Origin of the sequence: Dactylosporangium aurantiacum (genome assembly GCF_000716715.1) — a bacterium.
Lineage (GTDB): Bacteria > Actinomycetota > Actinomycetes > Mycobacteriales > Micromonosporaceae > Dactylosporangium > Dactylosporangium aurantiacum.
Genome location: NZ_JNYJ01000014.1, coordinates 131,498 through 154,455 on the forward strand (window position 1 = coordinate 131,498; position 22,958 = coordinate 154,455).

Consider the following 22,958-nt stretch of genomic DNA (forward strand, 5'->3'; position numbering starts at 1 on the left):
GCGTGGTGCGCTGTTACGGGGCGGTCGGGTCGGGCTCCTTCTCCAGGGTGACCGGCCCGCCCGCGGGGACGTGGGGGACCGGTGCCCGGTCGCCGTGGCCGGGCCACCAGGCGGCGTGGCCGATGAGCGCGGTGAACGCCGGCACGAAGAAGAACGACATGACGAACGCCGACAGGACGATGCCGATCGCGACCGCGAACCCCATCTGCTGCAGGAACGAGATCGGCGCCAGCATCAGCACGCCGAAGGTGCCGGCGAGGATCAGGCCGGCCGCGGCGACGGTCGGGCCGCCGTGCTCGACGCCGAGCGCCGCGGCCTCGCGGGGTTCCTTGCCCTCCCGGGCCTCCTCGCGGAGTCGGGCGATCATCAGGATGTTGTAGTCGGTACCGATGGCGACGACGAACAGGTACAGGATGATCGGCAGCTGGAACGTGACGCCCGGCTTGCCCTGGAAGCCCTGGAAGACGTACACGGTGGCGCCGAGCGTCGCGGCGAAGTTGAGCAGCACCGCGACCACCAGGTAGATCGGGGCGACGATGCTGCGCAGCAGCAGGGCCAGGATGATGGCGATCAGGGCGGCGGCCACCGGCAGGATCACCGACAGGTCGCGGTTGTTGGCCGAGTTGATGTCGGCGAAGACCGCGGTCGTGCCGCCCACCAGGGCCTTGGTGCCCGCCGGTGCCTTCGAGTGCAGGTAGTCGCGCAGGTCGTCGCGGACCAGCTCGATGGCCTGGTTGGACACCGGGTTGAGGTTCAGCAGGACGTCGACGCGCACGACGTCGGGCCGGGAGCCGGGCACGGCCGGGCGGACCTGGCCGACGCCGGGGCCGCCCTTGGCCGCCGCCGTGAACGCCTCGACCGCCTGCTGGTCGAGCGGGGAGCCGTCCGTGGTGGTCAGGTACACCTCGGTGGGCTGGGCGGCGCCGGCCGCGAACGCCCTGGCCAGGTCGGCCTGTGCCAGCGCCGACTCGGTGTCCTGCGGGAACCCGGCGCTGAAGTCGTAGTCGGCCTTGTACGACAGGGTGCCGGCGGCCAGTGCCACCAGGACCAGCCCGGACAGCGCCGCGACGAGGGCCGGCCGGCGGCCGACGAGCGTGCCGAGCCGGCGCGAGATCGCCGCCTTCGGCTGGCGCTGCCACGCCTTGGACGGCCAGAACACGAACCGGCCGAGCTTCGACACCAGCGCCGGGATGAGGGTCAGCGACGTGATGAGCATGACGCCGACCGCGATCGCCAGGCCGGGGCCGAGCGAGCCGAAGAACCCGAGGGAGGCCAGCAGCAGCACCAGGAAGGCGACCACGACCGCGCCGGCGGCCGAGGCGATGACCTCGCCGACACGCTGCACGGAGACGATCATCGCGGTCTGCTTGTCGTCGCCGGCGCGCAGGCGTTCGCGGTACCGGAACAGCAGGAACAGGATGTAGTCGGTGCCGATGCCGTAGAGCACGATCAGCAGGATCGTCTGCAGGTCCTGCCCGACGTTCCAGTCCAGGGCCTTGCCGACGGTCGCGATGATGCCGGTGGTCACCGACATGACGATGCTGATCACGACGATCGGCAGCAGGGCCGCGATCGGGCTGCGGAAGATGACCAGGATCAGGCCGACGATGAGGATGAAGGTGGCGACACCGACGATGGCGAAGGCGCTGTTGAACGTGTCCTCGTTGTCCACGTACGCCGCGACGTCGCCGCCGACGCGGGCGGAGAGGCCGGTGCCCTTGAGGTCGTCGGCGAGCGAGGTGCGCAGCGTGCGGATCGCGTCCAGCAGTGCGGGGTCACCCGGCGAGTCGGCCTTCAGGCCGACGGTGACGAGCTGGATCGACTTGTCCGGCGCGACCGTCTGCGGGCCGGTGAGGTAGCCCTCGGTGCGGGCGATGCCGCGGGCCTTGAGCTTGTCCGCCAGCTGGGTGACCGCGGCACTGTCCGCATCGGACAGTGCCGCGCCGTCGGTGCGTTTGACGACGATGAGCGCGCTCGCGGTCGCCTGCTGGGCGAACGCGCCCTTGGCGAGCTGGATCGCTTGCACGGACTCGTATTTGGAGGGCAGGAAGTCGCTCTGCTCCGCCGACGTGATGTCGGTGAGCGACGGCGACAGACCGATGATCGCGACCGAGGCGACCAGCCAACCGGCGATCACCCACCATGCCCTGCGGACGACGAACCTTCCGAGCCAGCCGAACATACATTCCCCCTCTGTGTCGGCGCTGCCCCAAGAATAGGACGGCGTGGATGCCGGTCCGGTCAGGCGCGGTGGACGGTGATGTCGCCGAAGGACGTGTGCGCGCGGACCTCGACGGTCTCCTCGGTCTTCGCCGGCGCCTGGCCGAGGTCGTCCAGGCCGTTGCGGACCCGCCCGTGCCCGGTCTTCACGTCCAGCCACGCGGCGGTGCCGGCGGCGATGCCGACGTTCAGGTCGCCGGCCGCGGACTGCAGCGAGACCTGGCCGCGCGCGACCCTGCCGATGCGGATGGCACCGTTGGAGGACTTGGCGTCCACGCCGGCGTCGGCCCGCTCGACGGTGATCGCGCCGTTGGCCGCGCGCACCCGCAGGTCGCCGGCGACGGCACCGATGTCGGTGGTGCCGTTGGAGTTCTTGACGGCCGCGGCGCCGCCGACCTCGCCGATGCGGACGTCGCCGCTGCCGGTGGCGATCTCCGCGTCGCCGCCGATGGCGCCGACCGTGATGTGGCCGACGGTCTCCAGCCGGGCGGAGCCGGTGCGGTCCAGCCGGAGGTGCCCGACCGACGTCTTGAACCGGCACTCGCCGAGCGCGCCGCTGCTCCGCACGTCGCCGACGGCCAGGTCGCCGTGCACCGCGGACCCGGTGGGCAGCTCGACGCGCACGAGCACGGACCTGGTCCGCTTGGAGAAGTCGAACAGCCGGTGCTTCGGCCCGCGCACCGTGAGCGTGCCGTTGGCGTAGTCGACGCGGGTCTGCCGGGCGGCCTGCACGTCGGAGTCGTCGTGCTCGTCGCACGGGTGCACCTCGACGACGGTGTCGGTGCGGTCGCTCGCGACGAGCTGCACCTCGCCGACGGACAGCTCCAGCGAGACGGTGATCGGTGCGGGGGTGGCGTAGACAGGCATGGTGGTCCCCTCGGATCGGATGGCGTGCGGGAAACGGACGGTTACCGGGCCCAGCCGGTGTAGTGCTGCGGGCCGGCCCCTCTGCCGTGCCGGCCGGTGCCGGTGTCGCGGTCGGCGCCGCGCAGCGCGGCCGCGGCGGCGCGGGCCAGCCAGGCGTTGACGGAGCGGCCCTCCCGGCCGGCGGCCTCCTCGACCGCGGCCTTGAGCTGCTCCGGCAGGCGGACGTTGATGCGGGCGGTGGCGCCGTCCTCGAACGCGGCGGCGGGGTCGTCGGCCGGTGCCGCGCCGGTGTCGCCGTCGCGCGGCTGCTCCGGCTGGGGGACCGTCACGACGAACTCGGGGTCGCGGCCGCGCAGGCGCACCTGCACCGAGCCGGGTGCGAGGTCCCTGGTGATCTCGTCGGCGGCGGCCGACAGCGCCTCGAGCATGGCGAGCCGGATCGCCGAGTCCATCGACGCGGTGAGCCGTTCGACGAGGCCGGTGTCGTCGCGCCCGCCGGTCTCCGCGGCCGTCAGCAGCTCGCGACCGAGTGACGCCACGTACGGGTTCAGGTCCATGGCACCACTGTGGCACGCTGGTGTGCCACAGTCAACGATATTTGGCCCGGCGTGGCACCGGATGGCTCCGATGTCACGCCGGGCGGCTCACTGCAGGGTCTGGTCGCCGGTCCGGGTCGACCGGGCGGCGGTGGCGGTCGTGGTGCGGGGCGGGATGCTGGAGGTGTCGAAGGCGTACGTGATGACCGCGGTCGCGATCGCGTCGGCGTTCGTGTCCAGGGCGAACACGTTGACGTTGCCGATCAGCGTGTACTGGCCGCGCAGCTGGGCGTAGAGCGCCGCGTCGCCGCCCTTCTGCGTGACGCGGAACAGGTCGTCGCACGGGTCGTGGTAGCAGGGGTCGTACGCGACGCCGGCGACACCGCCGAACTTCGCGACGTCGGCCGCGGTCTTGACGCCCTCGGCGCCGGTGAACAGCCCACCGGCGGGGATGTTGACGCCGGCGGCGATGAACGGGCCGTAGTCGGACCGGCCGGTGAAGTCCGCGGGGTTCGTCGGCAGGCCGCGGGCGGCGAAGAACGCCTCGAACAGCGCCTCGATCTGCGCGGAGCCCAGCGGGCCGGGGCCCGCGCCCTGGGCGGCGGAGTCGTCGCCGTCGAAGACGCCGAACTGGTAGTTGGGCGAGGCGACCATGTCGAAGTTCAGGTACAGCTTGATCTGGGCCTGCTGCTGCGGGGTGAGGCTGTTGACGTAGAACGTCGAACCGACCAGGCTCGCCTCCTCCGCGCCCCACCAGGCGAAGCGGACCTTGTTCACCGGCTTCGTGCGGGCCATCTGCAGGGCGACCTCGAGCAGGGCGGCGCTGCCGCTGCCGTTGTCGTTGATGCCGGCCCCGGCCGGGACGGAGTCCAGGTGCGCGCCGGCCATGACGACGTTGTCGGCCCGCCCGGTCCTCGACTCGGCGACCACGTTCTCGGTGCTGCGGACCTCCGCGGTCGTCTCCGTCGCCAGGTGCACGGTCAGCCCCGGCGTCGCGGCGAACGCCTCGCCGGTGCCGTAGGAGACGCCGACCGCCGGGATCCCGACGGGCGTGCCGAGGGTGCCCGCCAGCAGCGCGTACCGGTCCGGTGCGGTGACCGGGTCGCCGTTGCCCTGGTTCATCACGATCGCGCCGGCCGCGCCCGCCGCCTCGGCGTTGGCGACCTTCGTGCCGAACGGGCAGCCGCCGCGCTGCATCAACGCGACCTTGCCGGCCACGGCGGCGGTGAAGTCGGCCGCCTCGCAGCCCGACGTGACGGCGGTGCGCGGCGCGACCAGGTTCAGGTCGACCGGCACCACCGCCGCCGTGACGTCACCGGAGCCGGAGCAGGTCATGACGTCGTAGTCGGTGCCCTCCACGTACGTCGCCGGCACCGGCGCGGTCTGCGCGAACGACGAGCTCGTCTCGTCACAGAAGTTGAACTGGAACGGTTGCCGGGTGACCTGGTACCCGGCGTGCTGCAGCAGGGTCGCCACGTAGTCGGCGCTGCGCTGGTGCCCGGGCGTGCCGGACGCGCGGTTGCCGCCGTTGAGGTCGGCGATCACCTGGAACGCCAGCAGGTGCCGCAGGACGCCGGGCAGCGTCACCGCCTTGGTCAGCTGCTTCGGTGTGCTGATGGTGGGGCCGGCGTGCGCCGGCTCCGCCAGTCCGATCGACCCGGCCAGGACCGCGGCGGTCGCCGCGCCCAGGAGTCTGCGAACCGAGCGAGACACCACGATGTGCTCTCCCATCCGTCGATGAGGTACAGGGGAGCAATGTAGGCAGATGCGGAAGATCGACGGAAGTCGCTGAGCGGATCGTTGTGCGTCACATGCCGTGCCCCCGGACCAGGGTGTCCAGCGGGATGAGCAGCGCGCTGAGCGAGCCGTTGGCCAGGGCGAACACGGTCCAGACGACCAGCAGCCACCGGGTCGTCCGGTGCCCGCCGACGGTGCGCAACCCGTGCCACAGGTCGGCGCGCAGCTGCGCCACGGTTGCCCGGCCGGCGGCGGCCACCGGGCGGCGGGTGGTGAGGAAGACGGCGCACCAGCACCGGCAGGTACTCGGCGGCGAGCGTCAGCCCGGTGGCCATGAGGGACCCGGTGAGCTGCAGCACGTGGGCGGGGACGGCCCGTGGCCCGTGCAGCGGGGGGCCTTCAGCCCGTCACGGCTGCGCCTTGTAGGTGGCGGCGGAGAAGTCGGCGGGCCGGCCGCCACCGGTGAGGTCCTGCACCCACAGGCCGAAGAACGCGCCGGTGAACCCCCACGCCCGGGCGGTGTCGCCGTCGAACTCCCGGGCGTGCTCGTCGGACAGGATGCCGGCGTCGAACGGCCCCCACTCGACGTCGCCGTACGAGGCGCGCAGCACGCCCCCGTCGAGGTCCAGGCGCAGCCGGACCGGCCCGTCGACCGGGACCGCCGGGCCGTGCATCGTGACCCGGCCGCGGTCACGGGACACGACGTCGGCGACGGTGCCCCGCTCGTCCCGGGTGACGCGCAGGAAGTACCAGTTGCGGCTGTTGTAGTACGCGGTGATCCCGGCCATCTGCTGGAAGTTGTCCGGCCGGAAGTCGACGGTGGCCTCGAACGTCGCGCGCAGGTGCTGGACCCGGCGGGCGACGAGGCTCTCCCCGCCGTACGCCCCGGGTGAGCGCCCACCGTGCACGCGCAGGTGCCCGGGGCGGGCGTCCACCGACACCCAGTCGCCGGTGGCGGGGCGGCGCAGGGTGCTCCAGTGCGGGCCGAGCGCGCCGCCGGCGAAGTCGTCGGTCTCCGGCTCCGCCGGCCACGGGTGGGCCGGCAGGTCGGGACCGGGCACCTCCTCGTGGGGCACGCCGCCGTCGATGCGCGGCCAGCCGTCGCCGGTCCACCGCACCCGCTGGATCGCGGTCTCCCGGCCCAGGACGCAGCGGCCCCGCGGGCTCAGCGGCCGCCCGGTGAGATGGGCGAAGAACCACTCGCCGCCCGGGGTGTCCACGAGGCTGCCGTGCCCGGCCTTCTGCAGCGTGAGATCCGGCCGGTGCAGCGTCGTGATGAACGGCGTGTCCGGGTCGGTCTCGTACGGGCCCAGCACGTCGCGGGACCGGGCGACCGTCGCCTGGTGGAACCAGTCGGTGCCACCCTCGGCGGTGACCAGGTAGTACCAGCCGTCCCGCCGGTACAGGTGCGGGCCTTCGGTCATGCCGGCCGCGGTGCCGGTGTACAGGTCGACCGGCTCGCCGACGAGCCGGCGGGTGGCCCGGTCGTACTCCTGGATGATGATGCCGTCGGCCCACGGCCGACCGGGGCGCCACTCGGTCCGGTTCGACAGCAGCCAGCTGCGCCCGTCGCCGTCGGGTCCGCAGTCGTGGAACATCGACGGGTCGAACCCGCGGGCGTGCAGCGGCACCGGGTCCGACCACGGCCCTTCGATCGTCGGGGCCGTCACCAGGTAGTTCGGGGTGTCCCAGAACCCGGAGTACGACTTCACGTCGGTGTAGATGAGGTGGAACAGCCCGTCGGCGTAGGACAGGCACGGCGCCCAGATCCCACCGGAGTCCGGGTTGCCGGTCATGTCCAGCAGGCGGGCGCTGTCCAGCGCGCCGCCGATCGGCCGCCAGTGCACCAGGTCGCGGGAGTGGTGCAGCCGGACCCCCGGGTACCACTCGAACGTGGAGGTGGCCAGGTAGTAGTCGTCCCCGACCCGCAGGATCGACGGGTCTGGATGGAACCCGGGCAGGACGGGGTTGCGGATGACACCGGCGTTCATGCGGTTGGTCCCCTCGTGTGTGTGGTCACCTGCCGCCGCCGCGAGTCCGCTCCGCGGGTGACGGCGCACGGCCAATCACAAGCCAGCAGCCGGAACTGGGCAATCGTTTTCGAAACCCCGGAGCTTGAACCCGGCCGGACGGGGTAGCGCGGAGCGGGACACCGACCGGAAAGGGGTCCGCATGACCGCCACCACGAAACCGATGCTGGAGACCTACCCGCAGCCGATCAACCTGGACCGCGCCGCCCTGGCCGGGGCGATCGACGCGCTCATCGCCTGCAGCGAGGCCTGCACCGCGTGCGCCGACGCGTGCCTCAGCGAGGGGATGGTCGCCGAGCTGACCAAGTGCATCCGCACGAACATGGACTGCGCCGACATCTGTGCGACGACCGCGCGGGTGCTGTCGCGGCACACCGGCTACGACGCCAACGTCAGCCGCGCGCTGCTGGAGGCGTGCATGATGGCCTGTGCCGCGTGCGCCGACGAGTGCGGACGGCACGCGGACACGCACGAGCACTGCCGCATCTGCGCCACCGCCTGCCGGGAGGCCGAGCGGGCCTGCCGCGACCTGCTCGACTCGATGCGCTGAGCCTACGGCGCCGGCGCGGCGGCGCGGGCCGGTGCGCGCGCGCAGCCGTGCCGGACGGCCCACCCGGCCAGCACCGCGGCGAGCGCGGCCGGGTAGCCGATCAACTGTCCGGTGTGGACGGTGAGGCCCAGCTCCGGGGCGAACTGGGCGACGTACCCGGCCACGGCGACGGCCAGCCACTCGGCCGGCGCGCCGAAGGCGACGAGCATCACCAGCAGCGTCGCGTACCACGGATAGCTCGGTGCGGTGACCAGCAGCGCGCCGCCGACCATGGTGGCGGCGGCGCGCCACGGCCGGGCGGGGTCGGCCGTGCGCCAGGTCAGCACGGCGAGCCCGGCCAGGACACAGGCGGCGGCCGGGGCGGTCAGGGCCGCCGGCAGGACGGCGGCGAGCAGCGCGAAGCGGGCACCGTCGGCGTAGCCCTCCTCGTGCAGGTACCCCGGCAGGTAGCCCAGGACGGCGGGCCCGGCGGCGAGCACGTGCGGCAGGTACACGGTGGCGACCGCGGCCGCGGCGCTCACCGCGACGGCGACCGGGCGGCGGCGCAGCAGCGCCGGCCCGAGCAGCGCGGGGGTGAGCTTCGTGGCGACGGCGAGGCCGAGCAGCACCCCGCCGGCGACCGCCCGCCGCGTGCCGGGGTGCCCGGCCAGCTGCCAGAGCGCGGCGGCGGCGAGCCCGGCGGCGACCACGTCGACGTGCGCGTTGTTGCCCGCCTCCAGGGCCACCAGGGGGCACCAGGCCCACAGCACCGCGCGGCGCGGGTCCCGGCCGAGGCGGCGCAGCGCGTACCAGAGCAGCATCCCGACGACGGCCGCGAACGCCGCCATCGTCAGCTGCATCGGCAGCTCCCGGGCCGTGCCGGGGGAGACGACCGCGACGGCCGCGAACACGGCCTCGGCGACCGGCGGATAGATCGTCGGCACGTCCGGCCGGTTGATGCGGGTGCAGCCGCTCGGCACGCACCAGTTCGCCGTGTCCGGCCACAGGAAGTCGTCGCGCAGCGGCTCCAGCTGCGGCGCGGACGGCGGGTACCGGTACACCTCGACGCCGGCGAGCTGGACCCGGCCGTCCCAGACGTAGCGGTACATGTCGTCGCTGCTGGTCGGCGGCTGGCGGGCGGCCACCAGGGGCAGCAGGACACCACCGGCGGCGATCAGCGCGAACGCGGCGCGGCGGTCCAGCCGCAGCACCTGCCATGCGCCGAGCCCGAACGGCAGCCAGGCCAGCAGGTACCAGCGGCCGGGCAGCAGCAGCGCGGCGGCGGTCGCGGCGAGGCAGCCGGCCGCGGCGGCGCGCCGCATCACCGGCCCTCCCCGGCACGGCCGCGCCGCACGCGCAGCGCCGCCCACAGCGCCGCCACGAGCCACACCACGGCGAGCACCCACAGCAGGCCGGGCCCGTAGGCGCGGGGAAACGCCGACGGGTTGCCGGCGACGCGGCCCGCGCCGATCACGAACGGCAGCGCCACCACGCTCACCACGGCGCTGACCGCCAGCGCGGCCTGGACCGGCAGCCGGACCGCCGGCGGCACGAACCGGGCGGTCAGCGCGCCGGCGGCCAGGACCAGCGGCAGCGCCACGAAGTCGTGGGCGGCGACCCCGGCGGCGAGGAACACGATCCGGCCGGCGACCTCGCCGGGCTGCTCGGTGAGCCAGCCGTGCAGGCCGTAGCCGAGCAGCGCCAGCCCGGCGGCGGCCAGGACGACCCGGGCCGCGGTCACCGGGGACCCACCGTGAGCGCGGCGACCCACTTCGTCTGCAGGACACCGGGGCGGTTGGGGGCGATGAGCCGGCACGGGTAGCCGTGGTCGAGGTGCAGCGGCGCGCCGCCGATCCGCAGCGCGAGCAGCGTCAGCGGGTCGCGGGCCACGGCCGCCTCCAGCACCGAGGTGCGGTACGGGCCGGACGCCTCCAGCGACTCGACGGTGACCGGCAGGTCGAGCCCGTCGGCGCCGGCGAGGCGCAGCAGGTCGGCGACGCGCACGCCCTGCCAGGACGCCCCGGCGCTCCAGCCCTCGACGCAGCTGATCGGCAGGTCGGCCGTCACCTGCGGCAGGGCCGTAAGGTCGGCGAGGCTCAGCGTGTGCCGGCCGCCCGGTCCGGTGAGGACCAGCCGGTAGGTGCCGTCGGCGCGGGCCACGCCGGCGGCCGCGGCGGTCTTGTTCACCGGTACGCCCTGCGGGCCGATCCCCGGCACCCGCGGGGCGAGGACGGAAAGGTGCCGCAGCGGCCGGACGGTCTGCCCGGCGGTCGCGACCGTGACCACCCCGGCGGCCGAGCCGGCGAGGGCGAGCACGCCCCGGCGCGTCCAGCCGCCCGGCGCCGGCGCGACGGGGTCCGGCGCCTCGGGGTCCGGCGCCGCCCGTCGCAGCAGCGGCAGCTTGGCCGCGACGTGCAGCAGCAGGGCACCGGCGAGCAGCCACGCGGTCCAGTAGTGCGCGCCGAGGAAGCCGAACGGCATCGCGGAGTACCAGTAGGCGATGTTCAGCAGGCCGGTGACCAGCTCGAACACGGCGGCGGCGGACAGCAGCGCGACCGCGGCCCGCTCCAGGGCGTGCGACAGGCCGCGCACCGCCGGCCAGGCGAACAGCCGCGGGTACACCGACCAGATCTTGGCGGTGAGCAGGGGCAGGCAGGCCAGGCCGGTGGCGACGTGCAGGCCCTGCGTGACGCGGTACAGCTGCACCGGGCGGGCCGGCCAGTGGAACCAGCCCGGCGGGTGCTGGATGGCGTGGCTGAGCAGGCCGGTGCCGAAGCAGACGGTGAACGCCGCGGCCAGCCACAGCCCGAGGTGCGCGGTCAGCCGGGTCGAGCGGGCGGTGGCGGTGAACCGGTCCTGCACCGTGCGCACCACGGTCAGCGGGCGAGCTGGGCGAACCATCGGCCGGCCTCCGTCCAGGACTCGACGAGCCGCAGCGCGGCCCGGGCCGCGACCGCGGCGGCGGCGTCCGCGCCGACGAACGCCCACGGGAACGGGGTGCTGGTGCGCCCGGGACCGGCCAGTGCCAGCCGCCCCCGCCACGTGCCGGCGCCGGGTGGGTCGAGCTCGACCAGGACCGTGCCGTCCGGCGCCAGCAGCGCCCGGCAGCGGCGCAGCAGCAGCTCCGGGTCGCCGCCGATGCCGATGTTGCCGTCGGCGAGCAGCGCGTGGTCCCAGCGGCCCTCGTCGGGCAGCGGCGCGAACAGGTCCTGGTGCGCGACCGGGGCCCCGTGCCGGCGGGCCAGCCGGACCGCCTGCGCGCTGGCGTCCACCCCGAGGACGCGGCGGCCGGCCGCGGCGAGCGCCCGGGTGAGCCGGCCCGGTCCGCAGCCGAGGTCGAGGGTGGCGCCCGGGCACCGCTCCAGCAGCGTGTCGTCGCCCGGGAGCAGGCCCTCGCACCAGGCGACCGGGTCGACCGGGCGGACGTCGGTGCCGTGCCGGTCGACGAGGCGCAGCCGGGCCGGTTCGCCGCGGGCGGCGCGGCGCAGCGCCGCACCGTAGACGACGGCCGGGGCGGTCACCGCGCCGCTCCGGCGGGCAGGCCGGCGACGAGCCGGGCGAAACGGCCACCCGGGCCGGCGGCCGCGACGGCGATCGCGTCGGCGACGGTGTCCACGTCGCGCAGCGTCGCGGTCCTCGCCACGGACAGGCCGTGCCCGCGCAGCGCGGTGAGCGTGTCCGCGCCGGTGCGGGCGGTCGACATCGGCACGCCGGCGACCGCGGCCCCGGCGCGCGGGTCACGCAGCCCGAGCAGCCACCAGCCGCCGTCCCTGGCCGGGCCGAGGACCGCGTCCGCGCCGTCCAGCCGCGCGGCGGCGGCGCCGAGATGGGCCGGCGTCAGCTGCGGGGTGTCCATGCCGACGAGCAGCGACGCGACGCCGGGCAGCGCGGTGTCCAGGTACGCGGCGGCGATCCGCTCGCCGAGCGGCCCGCCGCGCTGGCCGGCCAGGCGCCAGCCGGGCGGCACGACCGGCCGCCCGGCGGCGCCGTCCGGCTGGTCGAGCACGAGCGTGCGGGCCACGGCCGGCGTCGCGGTGAGCGCGTCGACGGTGTCGGCGAGGGCGGCCGCGGCCACCCCCGCCGCCTGCTCGAACGTCCACGGTGGACAGAGCCGGGTCTTCACCCGGCCCGGCACGGGCGCCTTGGCGAGCAGCAGCAGCTGCACCGGCGGCGCGCTCACCGGGCCAGCACCCGGCTCATGTCGCGCACGGCACGCAGCGTGCCGGCGACGGTGCCGGTGACCTTCGACCGGCCGCCGGCCGCGCGGGGCGCGTAGTCGACGTCGACCTCGGCGACGCGCCAGCCCGCGGCGGCGGCCCGCACCACCATCTCGAGGGGGTAGCCGAAGCGCCGGTCGGTCAGGTCCAGGGCGAGCAGCGCCTCGCGGCGGGCCGCCCGCATCGGCCCGAGGTCGTGCACCGGCACGCCGGCGGTGCGGCGCAGCCGCCAGGCCACCACGGCGTTGCCGGCCCGGCCGTGCAGCGGCCAGGCGCCGCGGGTGGTCGGCCGGCGCCGGCCGAGGAGCAGGTCGGCGTCGCCGCCGGCGACGGGCCCGGCGACCCGGGGCAGCTGGCGCGGGTCGAACGAGCCGTCGGCGTCCATGAAGCACACGACGTCCGCGGTCGCGGCCCGCAGCCCGGCGTGCGCCGCGGCGCCGAACCCGCGCGGGGCCGCGGTGACGACCGTCGCGCCGTGCGCGGCGGCGATCTCGGCGGAGCCGTCGGTCGAGCCGTTGTCGGCGACGATCGGGTGGTAGCCGGCCGGCATCCGGGCCAGCACCCAGGGCAGGGCGGCGGCCTCGTTGAGGCAGGGCAGAACGACATCTGGCACGTTCCGGACGCTACGCGTGATCTTGCGAGCAAGATCTTACGAGCCGCGAACCAACCATTACGAGGTGCGAACGTGGCCGGTCGCGGCGGTCCGGGCGCTCCTACGTTGAGCCCATGCGCATCCTCGTCACCGGCGGCGCCGGGTTCATCGGCCGGCACGTCGTCAACGCCCTGCACGCCGCCGGCCACGACACCGTCGTGCTCGACAGCCTGCACCCCGCCGCGCACGCCGGCGGCGGCCCGGTCCCCGACGGCGTCGTGCGGGCCGACGTCCGCGACGCCGGCGCGGTCGCCGCCGCCCTCCGCTCGGTCGACGTCGTCGTGCACCAGGCCGCGATGGTCGGCATGGGCGTCGACCTGGCGGACCTGCCCGACTACGTCGGCTGCAACGACCTGGGCACCGCCGTGCTGCTCGCCGGCATGGCCCGGGCCGGGGTGCGCCGGCTGGTGCTGGCCAGCTCGATGGTCGTCTACGGCGAGGGCGCCTACAGCTGCCCGCGGCACGGGGCCGTCGAACCCGCCCCGCGCCGCCGCGCCGACCTGGACGCCGGCCGGTTCGACCCGCCGTGCCCCGCCTGCGGCGCCACGCTGGTGCCGGGCGAGGTCGGCGAGGCCGCGCCGGTGCGCCCCCGCAGCGTGTACGCCGCGACGAAGACCGCGCAGGAGCACCTCGCCGCAGCGTGGGCGGCCGCCTGCGACGGGGGTGTCGTCGCGCTGCGATACCACAACGTGTACGGCCCCGGCATGCCCCGCGACACGCCGTACAGCGGCGTCGCGGCCATCTTCCGCTCCGCGCTGGAGGCCGGCCGGGCGCCCCGCGTCTTCGAGGACGGTGCCCAGCGCCGCGACTTCGTCCACGTCGAGGACGTCGCCCACGCCAACGTCCTCGCCGCCGGCGCGACCGCCGGGCCCGGCTTCCGGCCGTACAACGTCGCCTCCGGCCACCCGATCACCATCGCCACCATGGCCGCCACCCTCGCCGAGGCGATGGGCGGCCCGGCGCCCGTCATCACCGGCGAGCACCGGGCCGGCGACGTCCGGCACATCGTCGCCGCCGCCGGCCTCGCCCGCCGCGACCTCGGCTTCGAGGCCCGCATCCACCCGTCGGCCGGCCTGCGCGCCCTGGCGACGGCGCCCCTGCGCCCCGCCGCGCCGGCCGCCGCGCGGTGACCCGCGACGGTCCGCCGCGCCCCGTGGGCATCGCCGGCGTCGCTACCGTTGCGGCGCCGGCACGCGCGGCAGCAGGGCCGCCACGAGCAGGCCGATGACGGCGATGACGACCAGGACCGTCAGTGACGCGGCGTACGGCTGGCGGCCGGGCTGCGAGGCGGCCACGATCACCGAGCCGACCAGGGCGGTGCCCAGCGACGAGCCGAGGTTGGACACGGCGCGGGACAGGCCGGAGATGTCGCCCTGGTCGCGGTCGGGGAACGCGGACTGCACCAGGTTCACCGAGGCGGTGAGCATGGCGCCCAGGCCGACGCCGGCGACCAGCAGGCCCGGGGCGGTGCGCCACGCGCCGGTGCCGGTGGCGGCCAGGACGAGCAGCGTGACGGTGCCGAGCACGGTGAGGACGAAACCGCCGACGATCAGGGTGCGCTGGGTGCGCCGGCGGGCGAACCGCTCGGCGGCGGCCGAGGAGGCCAGGATGCCGACCGTGGCCGGGGTGAGCGCCAGGCCGGTCATGACGGCGCTGTAGCCGAGCGCCTCCTGCAGGTAGACCGCGGTGACGAAGAACGTGCCCTGCATGACGAGCCACTGCACCGCCTGCGTGCCCAGCCCCAGGTTCGCCGCCCGGTCGCCGAACATGCGCAGGTGGATCAGCGGCGTGCGGCCGGCGCGTTCGGTGCGGCGCAGGTGCAGCACGAACAGGGCGAGGGCCAGCGCGCCCAGGGCGAGCGACAGCCAGACCGGGGAGATGCCACCCTCGGCGATGAGGACGTGCCCGGCGACGGCGAAGTCGGTGCGGGCGCCGCGCCAGCCGTACGTGGTCGACTGCAGCACGCCGAGCACGACGAACATCAGGCCGACCGCGGACAGCACCGCGCCCGTCACGTCGAAGCGCGGCCGCGGGTCGGGGCGGGCGGGGTCGGGCAGCCGGCGGACCAGCACGACGATCCAGCCGATGACGAGCACCTGCAGCAGGAACGACGCCCGCCAGGTGATGAGCGAGGTGATCAGGCCGCCGATGAGCGGGCCGGTGGCCGCGCCGAGCGCACCGGCGCCGCTCACGATGCCGAAGTACTTCGCGCGCACGGCGAGGTCCGGCGACGCGACCGTGATCAGGATGTAGATCGGCGGGATCATGAGGGCCGAGCCGACGCCCTCCAGCAGGGCGTTGCCGAGCAGCATCAGGCCCAGCCCGGGCGCGACCGCGGCGAGGAGGGCGCCGGCGCCGTACAGCAGCAGGCCGGCGACCAGGCACCGCTTGCGCCCCCACACGTCGGTGAGCTTGCTGCCCGGGATCATCAGCGCGGCCATGGTGAGCGTGAACAGCGTGATGGTCGTCTGCACGCCGAAGACCGTGGTGTGCAGGTCGTGCGCCATCGGCGTGATGGCGACGTTCATGGCGGTGCCGGCGTAGCTGCAGATGAACTGGGCCAGTGCGAGGGGCAGGATCATCGCCCGGGCGGCGTCCGGCGGCCGGCTGGTAGGCACCTGGCGATAATGGCCGCGCGGCACCGCGGGCACACCATCCGCGCCGGATGAGCCCGGCCGCCGGCGGGTTCGCCGGATCGGCGCCCACGGCCGGGCCGGGCAACTACCGTGGAGCCGGTGGGGTGGTGCCGGCGGGTCTGTTCGGTGGTCACGGCGGTGGTGGTGCTCGCCGCGTGCGGCGGCGCCCCGCGCGGCACCCCGAAGACGCCGAAGGTCCCGCCGTCGGGAGTCCTGGTCCTGTACGACACGACCGGGCAGTTCGGCGACCTGGGCGAGCTGTACGCGGTGCAGGCCGGCAACCTCGCCTCGCACTTCGACACGTGGGAGTCCGCGCCCGTCGGCCGGTACCGGGCCGGCAGCGCCGCGCGGCACCGGCTGACGATCTACGTCGGGTCGACGTACGACGAGCCGCTGCCCGACGCGTTCCTGGCCGACGTAGCCGCCGGCGCGCCGGTGCTGTGGCTGGGGGCGAACATCTGGCAGCTGCTGGCCCGGCACGGCGGGGTGGGGCTGCGGTCGGCGGCGATCGACGACACGGTCGTGACGGCGGTGCGCTACCACGGCACCGAGCTCACCCGGCACCCGTCGGCCGGGTCCATGGTCCGGGTCGGGCTGGACGCGGCCGCCACCACGCTCGCCGAAGCGGTGCTGCCCGACGGCGGGGTGGTGCCGTACGCGGTGCGGGCCGGCGCGCTCACGTACGTCACGGAGGTGCCGCTGACGTACGTGATGTTCGACGACCGGTACCTCGTCCTGGCCGACCTGCTGTTCACGCTGCTGGCGCCGGACACGCCGCAGCGGCACCGGGCGCTGGTGCGCATCGAGGACGTCGGCCCGCACTCCGACCCCGCGCAGCTGCGGGCGATCGCCGACTACCTGGCGGGCCGGGGCGTGCCGTTCGCCGTCGCGGTGTTTCCCGTGTACGACGACGCCGCCGGCACCTACTCCGGCGGGGTGCCCGTGCACCGGACGCTCAGCGACGCGCCCGCCGTGGTCGAGGCGCTGCGGTACATGGCCGGGCACGGCGGCACGCTCCTCATGCACGGGTACACGCACGGCATGGCCGGCGCCCGCAACCCGTACGGGGTCAGCGCCGAGGACTACGAGTTCTACCGCGCCCACGTCGACGCCGACGGCTCGGTCGTGCTGGACGGCGCCGTCGCCGGCGACTCGGCCGGTTGGGCGCTCGGCCGGCTGGACGCGGCCCGGCGCGAGTGGACGGCGGCCGGGCTGACCCCGCCGGACATCTGGGAGTTCCCGCACTACACGGCCAGCGCCGCGGACTACCGGGCGATCGCCACGGCACCCGGCATCCGCGCCCGCTACGAGCAGGTCCTGTACTTCTCCGGCGTCCTGTCCGGCGACCCGGCGAGCGCCCGGTCGGTGAGCCAGTTCTTCCCGTACGTGGTCGACGACGCCTACGGCACCCCGGTCATCCCCGAGACCCTCGGCAACGTGGCCACCCAGCGCTTCAACCAGCACGGCGTGCGGCTCGCCCCGGACCTGGTCGCCTCCGCCCGCCGCCAGCTCGTGGTCCGGGACAACGTGGCGAGCTTCTTCTACCACCCGTTCCTGGGCCTGCAGTACCTGCCCGAGCTCGTGGACGGCATCCAGCAGCTCGGCTACACCTTCGTCGCGGCGCCGTCGCTGCTGTGACCCGCCCGGGCGCAGAGGGTCTCGAGGTCGTGGGTCATTCGCGGCGGGGGGCGGCGGGGGGTGCGCTGAGGCCGACGGTGAACAGGCGCCGGTCGACCTCGTTGAGGGCGAGCCGCAGCGCGCCCAGGGCGACGCTGTCCGCGCCCAGCGTCGAGGCGCGCACGTCCGGCACGCGCAGGCAGAGCTTCTGCAGCTCGCGGCGCAGCGGGTCGAGGACGAGGTCGGCGGAGCGGGAGAAGCCGCCGCCGAAGACGACGATCTGCGGGTCGAGGGCCAGGACGAGGGCGGCGGTGCCGACGGCGAGGTCCTTGACGTAGCGGTTGACGGCGGTACGGGCGTCGCGGTTGCCGTCGCGGGCGGCGTTGAAGACCCAGGCGGCGGCGTCGTCGGGGCTGACGGTGGTCGGCACGCCGGGGCAGCTCTGCAGGTGCGACGGGGCGGCGAGCCAGCGCACGGCCTTGAGGGCGCCGATCTCGCCGGCCGCGCCGCCGTAGCCGCGGCGCAGGACGCCGTCGATGATGAGGCCGGCACCGGTGCGCATGCCGGCGAGGAGGAAGACGATGTCGTCGGCGTCGCGGGCGGCGCCCTGCCAGCGCTCGGCCAGGGCGGCGAGCTTGCAGTCGTTCTCCACGATGATGGGGCAGGTGAACCGGTCGCTGAGGTGGGCGGCGACGTCCACGGTCTGCCAGCCGGGCAGCGGCGTGAAGAGGGTCGTCCTGCCGGTGGCGTCGACCGGGCCGGTGACGCCGACGGTGACGGCCCAGATGTCCTGGGCGGTCTTGCCGGCCTCGGCGAGGCAGGTGGTGAGCACCTGGTCGAGGGCGGCGAGGCGCTCGCCCGGGTCGGCGTCCGCGGCGACGGGGCGCCGGGCGGTCTGCACGACGGTGCCGTCGAGGTCGGCGAGGTGGGCCAGTATCTTGTGCGCGCCGACGTCGACGCCGATGACGTGGCCGGCGCTGGCGCGGAACCGGTAGCGCCGGGCGGGGCGGCCCACGACGCTGCTGCCGTCGGGCTCCACGACGGTGGCCCAGCCGCCGGTGACGAGGCCCTGGGCGATGACGTCGACGGCGGGGCGCGACAGCCCGGTGAGCTTCGCCAGCTCGGTGACCGTGGCCGGCGGCTGGTCCCGCAGGGCGCTGACGATCGTCAATGAGTTGAGCTCGCGCAGCCGCGTCAGGTCGGTCCCCGAGATGACCTGATCTGCCACTGTGCGCCCCTTGACGTGCGATGCCGGTATCCCCACCAATATTGCTATGGAGTTTACAAAGTCCGGGGGGAATCGCAAGCCCGTCACGATCGCCGTGGTCGGCGCGGGGCTGCGCGGGCAGCAGTACGCCCGGCTGGCTGAGGCGTCCGGCGCGGGGCGGGTGGTCGCCGTGGCGGAGCCCGACGCCGGCCGGCGGGCCGCGTTCGCCGCCCGGCACGACGTGGCGGCGGCGTTCACGACCTGGGAAGATCTGGCCGCGGCCGGCCGGATCGCCGACGTGGCGGTGGTCGCGACCCAGGACCGGCTGCACGTCGGGCCGGCCGTCGCGCTGGCCGGGCTCGGCTACCATCTGCTGCTGGAGAAGCCGATGGCGCCGACGGAGGCCGAGGCCCGGCGCATCGCGGACGCGGTCGCCGCGGCCGGTGTGATCGGTGCGGTCTGTCACGTGCTGCGGTACACCAGCTACACGCGTGCCCTGCGGGCGCTGCTCACCAGCGGGCGGATCGGCGCCCTGGTCAGTGTGCAGCACCTGGAGCCGGTCGGCTGGTGGCACCAGGCGCACTCGTTCGTGCGCGGCAACTGGCGCCGGGAGGCGGACTCGGGGCCGATGCTGCTGACCAAGTCGTGCCACGACCTCGACTGGCTGGCGTACGTGGTCGGCGCCGCGCCCCGGTCGGTGGCGTCCTTCGGCGGGCTGGCCCATTTCCGCCCCGAGCACCGCCCGGCGGGGGCGGGGGAGCGCTGCGTGGCCTGCGCGGTCGAGGCGGCCTGCCCGTACTCGGCGGTCCGCCTGTACACCCGCTGCCTCGACGACGCCGAGGAGTGGCCGCTCAACGCCGTGACGACCGGACGGACCCACGAGGCGGTCCTGCTGGCGCTGCGGGACGGGCCGTACGGGCGCTGCGTCTACGGTTGCGACAACGACGTGGTCGACCACCAGGTGGTGGCGCTGCAGTACGACAGCGGGGTGACCGCGACGTTCACGATGACGGCGTTCACGCCGATGCAGCGGCGGCAGACCCGGCTGTTCGGCACCCACGGCAGCGTCGATGGCGACGGGCGGCTGCTGCGGGTGACCGACTTCCGCACCGGCGCCGCCGAGACGATCGACACCCAGGAAGGTGACGGCGGCGCGCACGCCGGGGCCGGGCACGACGGCGGCGACGCGAGCCTGGTGGCGGCGTTCCTGGCCGCCGTCGCCGCGGGCGATCCGGCCCTGCTCAGCTCCGACATGGCGACCAGCCTGGCGTCGCACCGGGTGGTGTGGGCGGCCGAGCGGGCCCGGACCGCCCACACCGTCGTGACGCTATGACCCGGCCGTGCCGAGGAACCCGCCGGACTGCCGCGACCACAGCTGCGCGTACAGGCCGTCCCGCCGCACGAGGTCGGCGTGGGTGCCCTCCTCGACGATCCGCCCGGCGTCGAGGACCACGATGCGGTCCAGGTGGGCGATGGTCGACAGCCGGTGCGCGATCGCGATGACGGTGCGCCCCGTCATCACCTCGCTGAGCGTGTCGTGGATGGCGGCCTCCGCCTCGGAGTCGAGCGCGGACGTCGCCTCGTCCATGACGAGGATCGGCGCGTCGCGGTAGAACGCCCGGGCCAGCGCGATGCGCTGCCGCTGCCCGCCGGACAGGCGCACGCCGCGTTCGCCGACGTGCGCGTCGAGGCCGGTCCGGCCGTCCGCGTCGCGCAGCGCGGCGACGAACCCCTCGGCGGACGCCCGGCGCAGCGCGGTGCGCAGCCGCGCGTCGTCGGCCGCGCTGAAGCCGGAGCCTGGGCCGGCGACGTTCTCCCGGATCGAGCGGTGCAGCAGGGTCGCCTCCTGCGCGACCATGGCGATCCGGTCGCGCAGGCTCTCCTGCGGCACCGTGGTGATGTCGGTGCCGTCGACGAGGATCGTGCCGGACTCGGCGTCGTGGAAGCGCAGCAGCAGGCCCACGAGCGTGGACTTGCCCGCGCCGGACCGCCCGACGACGCCGACCCGTTCGCCGGCGGCGATGTCGAGGCTGAGCCGGTCCAGCCCGCCGTCGCCGCGGCCGTAGTGGTGGCTGACCGCGACGAAGCTGATCGCGCCGCCGCGCACCACGAGCGGGGCGGCGTCGGGCCGGTCGGGCACGGCCAGGGGCTGCGCCACGGTGCGCAGGGCCCGGCGCAGCGCACCGACCGAGCCGAACAGCGCCGACACCGCGTCCAGCAGCCACTCGGCCATCGCGGTGATGCGGAAGCTCAGCGCGAGCGCCGCCGCGACGAGTCCGAGGGGTGCCGACCCGGTCCGCCACAGCGCGATGCCGTAGCCGACGAGGCCGACGAGCAGCGCGCTGCCCAGCGCCATCATGCCGCTGTTGATGGTGACCTCGACCCGCTGCAGGCGCAGGTGGGCGCGCCTGGCCGCGGCGAACAGCCGCCGGTCGTGCCCGACCCGCGCGGCGTGGTCGCCGAGCAGCGCGAGGGTGTCGACGTTGGTGTAGGAGTCGACGAGGAGGCCGGTCAGCGCCGACTCCGCCTCCTGCAGCTCCTCGGCGGCCCGCCGGTACCGCGGCACCGCCCAGCGCATGAGTGCCGCGTACGCGAGGATCCAGCCCCCGAGCGGCAGCAGCAGCCGCACGTCGATCGCGGACATCACCCACACCGAGCCGGCGATGTAGGCGACGACGAACACCAGCGTGTGGATGACGCTGTAGGCGGCGGTGGCGGCCGCGTCGCCGCCGTCGCGGACCCAGGTGGCGACGCGCCCGGCGAGGTCGGCGCGGAACCAGCCCACGGACTGCCGGGACACGTGCCGGTGCGCCCGCCAGCGGGCCAGGGGCCGGGCGTTGACCCGGAACGCGATGTCGTCCAGGGCCTCGCTGACCGCGTTCAGCAGCGGCCTGACCAGCAGCACGAGGCCACCGACCAGCAGCAGCTCCGGGCCGTGCGCGGCCCACGGCGTGTCCGGGCCGGCGCCGGCGAGGATGTCGACGAGGCGTCCGGCGTAGCCGATGAGCCACACCTCGATCGCCGCGCACAGGACCGTGGTGGCCACGGCGGCGGCGACGACCGGCCGCAGCGGCCGGAACGTCTCGAACAGGAACGCCCGGACCCCGGCGGGCGGGGTCCGGTCGTCCCGGGTGGGGAAGGGGTCAACAGGGTTTTCGAACCGATCGAACACGAAGCGCCTCTCCGGCGGTCGGGACTGACAGCGGACCTGGGTGAGCGCCGGATGTCCTCATCGTGGTGATCCCTTCTCCGAGGTGGGCTTGCGTCGGTCAGGCGGGTGGGCCGAACCAGCGGGCGAGGTGGTCGTCGAGGTCCCACTGGTCGTCGCCGGCCCAGGCGACGTGCCCGTCGGGGCGCAGCAGCACGGCCGGGGCGTCCAGGGCGGCGGTGGGGTCGCCGAGGTGGTCGACCCGGTCCGCCCAGCCGCCGGCGGTCAGCCGTCCGGTGCGGTCCAGCAGCAGGCCGCGGCCGCGGTGCAGCAGGTCGTACAGCCGGCCCTGCTTGACGTCGAGGTCGGGCAGGCGGCGGCCCAGCAGGTCCGGGCCGGGGCCGAAGTCGTAGCGCACCCCGATCGCGGTGATCTTCTCCATGAGGTGGCGGTTCACCTCGTTGAAATCCATCAGCTCGGTGAGCAGCCGGCGCACCGCCTGCGGGCCCGGCCCGGGGGACAGCAGCTCCAGCTGGGCGCGGGTGTTGTCCAGCACGTCGGCGGCGACCGGGTGCCGCTCGGTGTGATAGGTGTCCAGCAGGGTGTCCGGTGCCCACCCGCGGACCTGCGCGGCCAGCTTCCAGCCGAGGTTGACCGCGTCCTGCACGCCCAGGTTGAGGCCCTGCCCGCCGATGGGCGGGTGGATGTGCGCCGCGTCGCCGGCCAGCAGCACCCGCCCGACCCGGTACCGCTCGGCCAGCCGGGTGGCGTCGCCGAAGCGGGACAGCCAGCGCGGCGAGTGCACGCCGAAGTCGGTGCCGGCCACGACGCGCAGCTGGTGCCGGAAGTCCTCGATGGTGGGCGGTCGCGACCGGTCGCTGACCCCCGCGGCGGGGACGATCACACGGTAGACGCCCTGGCCGAAGGGGGCGAGGCTGAAGCGCTTGTCGGTCCGGGCGACCTCGGCCACCGTGGCCGCGACCTCCTCCGGCGGCACACCGACCTCCAGCTCGCCCATGAGCGTCTCGTTGCGCGAGGGTTCGCCGGGGAAGCCGACGCCGAGCAGCTTGCGCACCGTGCTGCGGGCGCCGTCGCAGCCGACGAGATAGCGCGACCGCAGCCGCTCGCCGCCGGCCAGCTCGACGGTCACGCCGTCGGCGTCCTGATCGAGCCCGGTGACCGTGCACCCGTGCCGGACCTGCGTGCCGAGCCCGACCGCGTGGTCCTCGAGCAACTGGACGATGACCGGCTGCGGGATGCCGAGCAGGTAGGCGTGCGCGGAGTCCAGGCCCTCGGGCGCGGGCTTGGTGATGGCGGCGAAGAAGCCGGCGGCCGGGCGGCGCCGTCCGCGCTCGGCGATGCGCTCCAGCAGCCCGCGCATGGCCATCAGCTCGATGGTGCGGATGTGCAGGCCGACGATGCGGACGAACGACGAGGGCTCGGTGTCCTGCTCCAGGACGAGGACCCGCACGTCGTGCAGCCGCAGCTCGGCGGCGAGCATCGCACCGGTCGGACCGCAGCCGGCGATGATCACGTCAAACATGGAAGGTGTGGCCTTTCGG

20 protein-coding genes are annotated in these 22,958 nt (G+C 75.0%); 4 read left to right on the forward strand and 16 right to left on the reverse strand.

Going from position 1 to position 22,958, the window contains the following annotated elements; all coding sequences use genetic code 11:
• Positions 1-13: 13 nt before the first annotated feature.
• The 6 genes from OP18_RS18190 to OP18_RS18215 all read right to left on the reverse strand — a co-directional run bounded on the left by OP18_RS18190 (position 14) and on the right by OP18_RS18215 (position 7,351).
• Positions 14-2,182, reverse strand: a complete 2,169-nt coding sequence (locus OP18_RS18190; RefSeq protein ID WP_033360107.1) for an MMPL family transporter — start codon at positions 2,180-2,182, stop codon at positions 14-16.
• Positions 2,183-2,241: 59 nt separating this feature from the next.
• The gene (locus OP18_RS18195) at positions 2,242-3,087 is read right to left on the reverse strand and encodes a DUF4097 family beta strand repeat-containing protein (protein ID WP_033360108.1); all 846 of its coding nucleotides are present in this window, start codon (positions 3,085-3,087) and stop codon (positions 2,242-2,244) included.
• Between the two features lie 41 nt (positions 3,088-3,128).
• On the reverse strand, positions 3,129-3,644 hold the full coding sequence (locus tag OP18_RS18200; protein WP_033360109.1) for a ribbon-helix-helix protein, CopG family: 516 nt from the start codon (positions 3,642-3,644) through the stop codon (positions 3,129-3,131).
• A gap of 87 nt (positions 3,645-3,731) precedes the next feature.
• Positions 3,732-5,336, reverse strand: coding sequence for a M28 family metallopeptidase (locus OP18_RS62555; RefSeq protein ID WP_389252011.1), 1,605 nt, complete (start codon positions 5,334-5,336; stop codon positions 3,732-3,734).
• Between the two features lie 94 nt (positions 5,337-5,430).
• A complete protein-coding gene (locus tag OP18_RS18210) occupies positions 5,431-5,619 on the reverse strand; it encodes a hypothetical protein (protein ID WP_033360110.1) in 189 nt (62 codons plus the stop codon).
• A 148-nt stretch (positions 5,620-5,767) separates the two neighbouring features.
• Positions 5,768-7,351 carry a glycoside hydrolase family 43 protein gene (locus OP18_RS18215; RefSeq protein WP_033360111.1) on the reverse strand — a complete coding sequence of 528 codons (1,584 nt, stop codon included), beginning with the start codon at positions 7,349-7,351 and terminating at the stop codon, positions 5,768-5,770.
• 181 nt (positions 7,352-7,532) lie between these two features.
• On the opposite strand from OP18_RS18215, the gene OP18_RS18220 reads away from it, so the two are divergent.
• Positions 7,533-7,940 carry a four-helix bundle copper-binding protein gene (locus OP18_RS18220; RefSeq protein ID WP_033360112.1) on the forward strand — a complete coding sequence of 136 codons (408 nt, stop codon included), beginning with the start codon at positions 7,533-7,535 and terminating at the stop codon, positions 7,938-7,940.
• A gap of 2 nt (positions 7,941-7,942) precedes the next feature.
• On the opposite strand, the gene OP18_RS18225 is transcribed toward OP18_RS18220, so the two are convergent.
• From OP18_RS18225 to OP18_RS59675, 6 genes are read right to left on the reverse strand one after another with little or no spacing between them, the layout of a single operon-like run.
• Complete coding sequence (locus OP18_RS18225; RefSeq protein WP_483782919.1) at positions 7,943-9,325, reverse strand: glycosyltransferase 87 family protein; 1,383 nt, start codon at positions 9,323-9,325, stop codon at positions 7,943-7,945.
• Entirely contained in the window at positions 9,241-9,660 is a 420-nt protein-coding gene (locus OP18_RS18230) for a hypothetical protein (RefSeq protein WP_033360113.1), read from the reverse strand. Before OP18_RS18230 ends, OP18_RS18225 begins: the two co-directional genes overlap by 85 nt.
• Positions 9,657-10,820 (reverse strand): molybdopterin-dependent oxidoreductase, encoded by a 1,164-nt coding sequence (locus OP18_RS18235; protein WP_081970858.1) that lies wholly within the window; start codon positions 10,818-10,820, stop codon positions 9,657-9,659. Before OP18_RS18235 ends, OP18_RS18230 begins: the two co-directional genes overlap by 4 nt.
• Positions 10,796-11,440 carry a methyltransferase gene (locus OP18_RS18240; protein WP_033360114.1) on the reverse strand — a complete coding sequence of 215 codons (645 nt, stop codon included), beginning with the start codon at positions 11,438-11,440 and terminating at the stop codon, positions 10,796-10,798. The genes OP18_RS18235 and OP18_RS18240 overlap by 25 nt, the downstream gene beginning before the upstream one ends.
• Positions 11,437-12,099, reverse strand: a complete 663-nt coding sequence (locus OP18_RS18245; RefSeq protein WP_081970859.1) for a TIGR04282 family arsenosugar biosynthesis glycosyltransferase — start codon at positions 12,097-12,099, stop codon at positions 11,437-11,439. Before OP18_RS18245 ends, OP18_RS18240 begins: the two co-directional genes overlap by 4 nt.
• Positions 12,096-12,749 carry a glycosyltransferase family 2 protein gene (locus OP18_RS59675; protein WP_033360115.1) on the reverse strand — a complete coding sequence of 218 codons (654 nt, stop codon included), beginning with the start codon at positions 12,747-12,749 and terminating at the stop codon, positions 12,096-12,098. The genes OP18_RS18245 and OP18_RS59675 overlap by 4 nt, the downstream gene beginning before the upstream one ends.
• 113 nt (positions 12,750-12,862) lie before the next feature.
• On the opposite strand from OP18_RS59675, the gene OP18_RS18255 reads away from it, so the two are divergent.
• The gene (locus OP18_RS18255; protein ID WP_033360116.1) at positions 12,863-13,918 is read left to right on the forward strand and encodes an NAD-dependent epimerase/dehydratase family protein; all 1,056 of its coding nucleotides are present in this window, start codon (positions 12,863-12,865) and stop codon (positions 13,916-13,918) included.
• A gap of 42 nt (positions 13,919-13,960) precedes the next feature.
• On the opposite strand, the gene OP18_RS18260 is transcribed toward OP18_RS18255, so the two are convergent.
• Positions 13,961-15,406, reverse strand: coding sequence for an MFS transporter (locus tag OP18_RS18260; RefSeq protein WP_245635424.1), 1,446 nt, complete (start codon positions 15,404-15,406; stop codon positions 13,961-13,963).
• A 144-nt stretch (positions 15,407-15,550) separates the two neighbouring features.
• Between OP18_RS18260 and OP18_RS18265 the strand changes: the two genes are divergently transcribed.
• Positions 15,551-17,062: a DUF2334 domain-containing protein gene (locus OP18_RS18265; RefSeq protein WP_211273583.1), complete on the forward strand. Its 1,512-nt coding sequence runs from the start codon at positions 15,551-15,553 to the stop codon at positions 17,060-17,062.
• A gap of 34 nt (positions 17,063-17,096) precedes the next feature.
• On the opposite strand, the gene OP18_RS18270 is transcribed toward OP18_RS18265, so the two are convergent.
• Positions 17,097-18,269, reverse strand: a complete 1,173-nt coding sequence (locus tag OP18_RS18270) for an ROK family transcriptional regulator (RefSeq protein WP_033360118.1) — start codon at positions 18,267-18,269, stop codon at positions 17,097-17,099.
• Positions 18,270-18,315: 46 nt separating this feature from the next.
• On the opposite strand from OP18_RS18270, the gene OP18_RS18275 reads away from it, so the two are divergent.
• Positions 18,316-19,581: a Gfo/Idh/MocA family protein gene (locus tag OP18_RS18275; protein ID WP_033360119.1), complete on the forward strand. Its 1,266-nt coding sequence runs from the start codon at positions 18,316-18,318 to the stop codon at positions 19,579-19,581.
• On the opposite strand, the gene OP18_RS18280 is transcribed toward OP18_RS18275, so the two are convergent.
• Both OP18_RS18280 and rox read right to left on the reverse strand, forming a co-directional pair.
• Positions 19,576-21,420, reverse strand: a complete 1,845-nt coding sequence (locus OP18_RS18280; protein ID WP_033360120.1) for an ABC transporter ATP-binding protein — start codon at positions 21,418-21,420, stop codon at positions 19,576-19,578. The two genes, OP18_RS18275 and OP18_RS18280, sit on opposite strands and share 6 nt — an antisense overlap.
• 97 nt (positions 21,421-21,517) lie before the next feature.
• Positions 21,518-22,939: a rifampin monooxygenase gene (rox, locus tag OP18_RS18285; protein ID WP_033360121.1), complete on the reverse strand. Its 1,422-nt coding sequence runs from the start codon at positions 22,937-22,939 to the stop codon at positions 21,518-21,520.
• Positions 22,940-22,958: the final 19 nt, after the last annotated feature.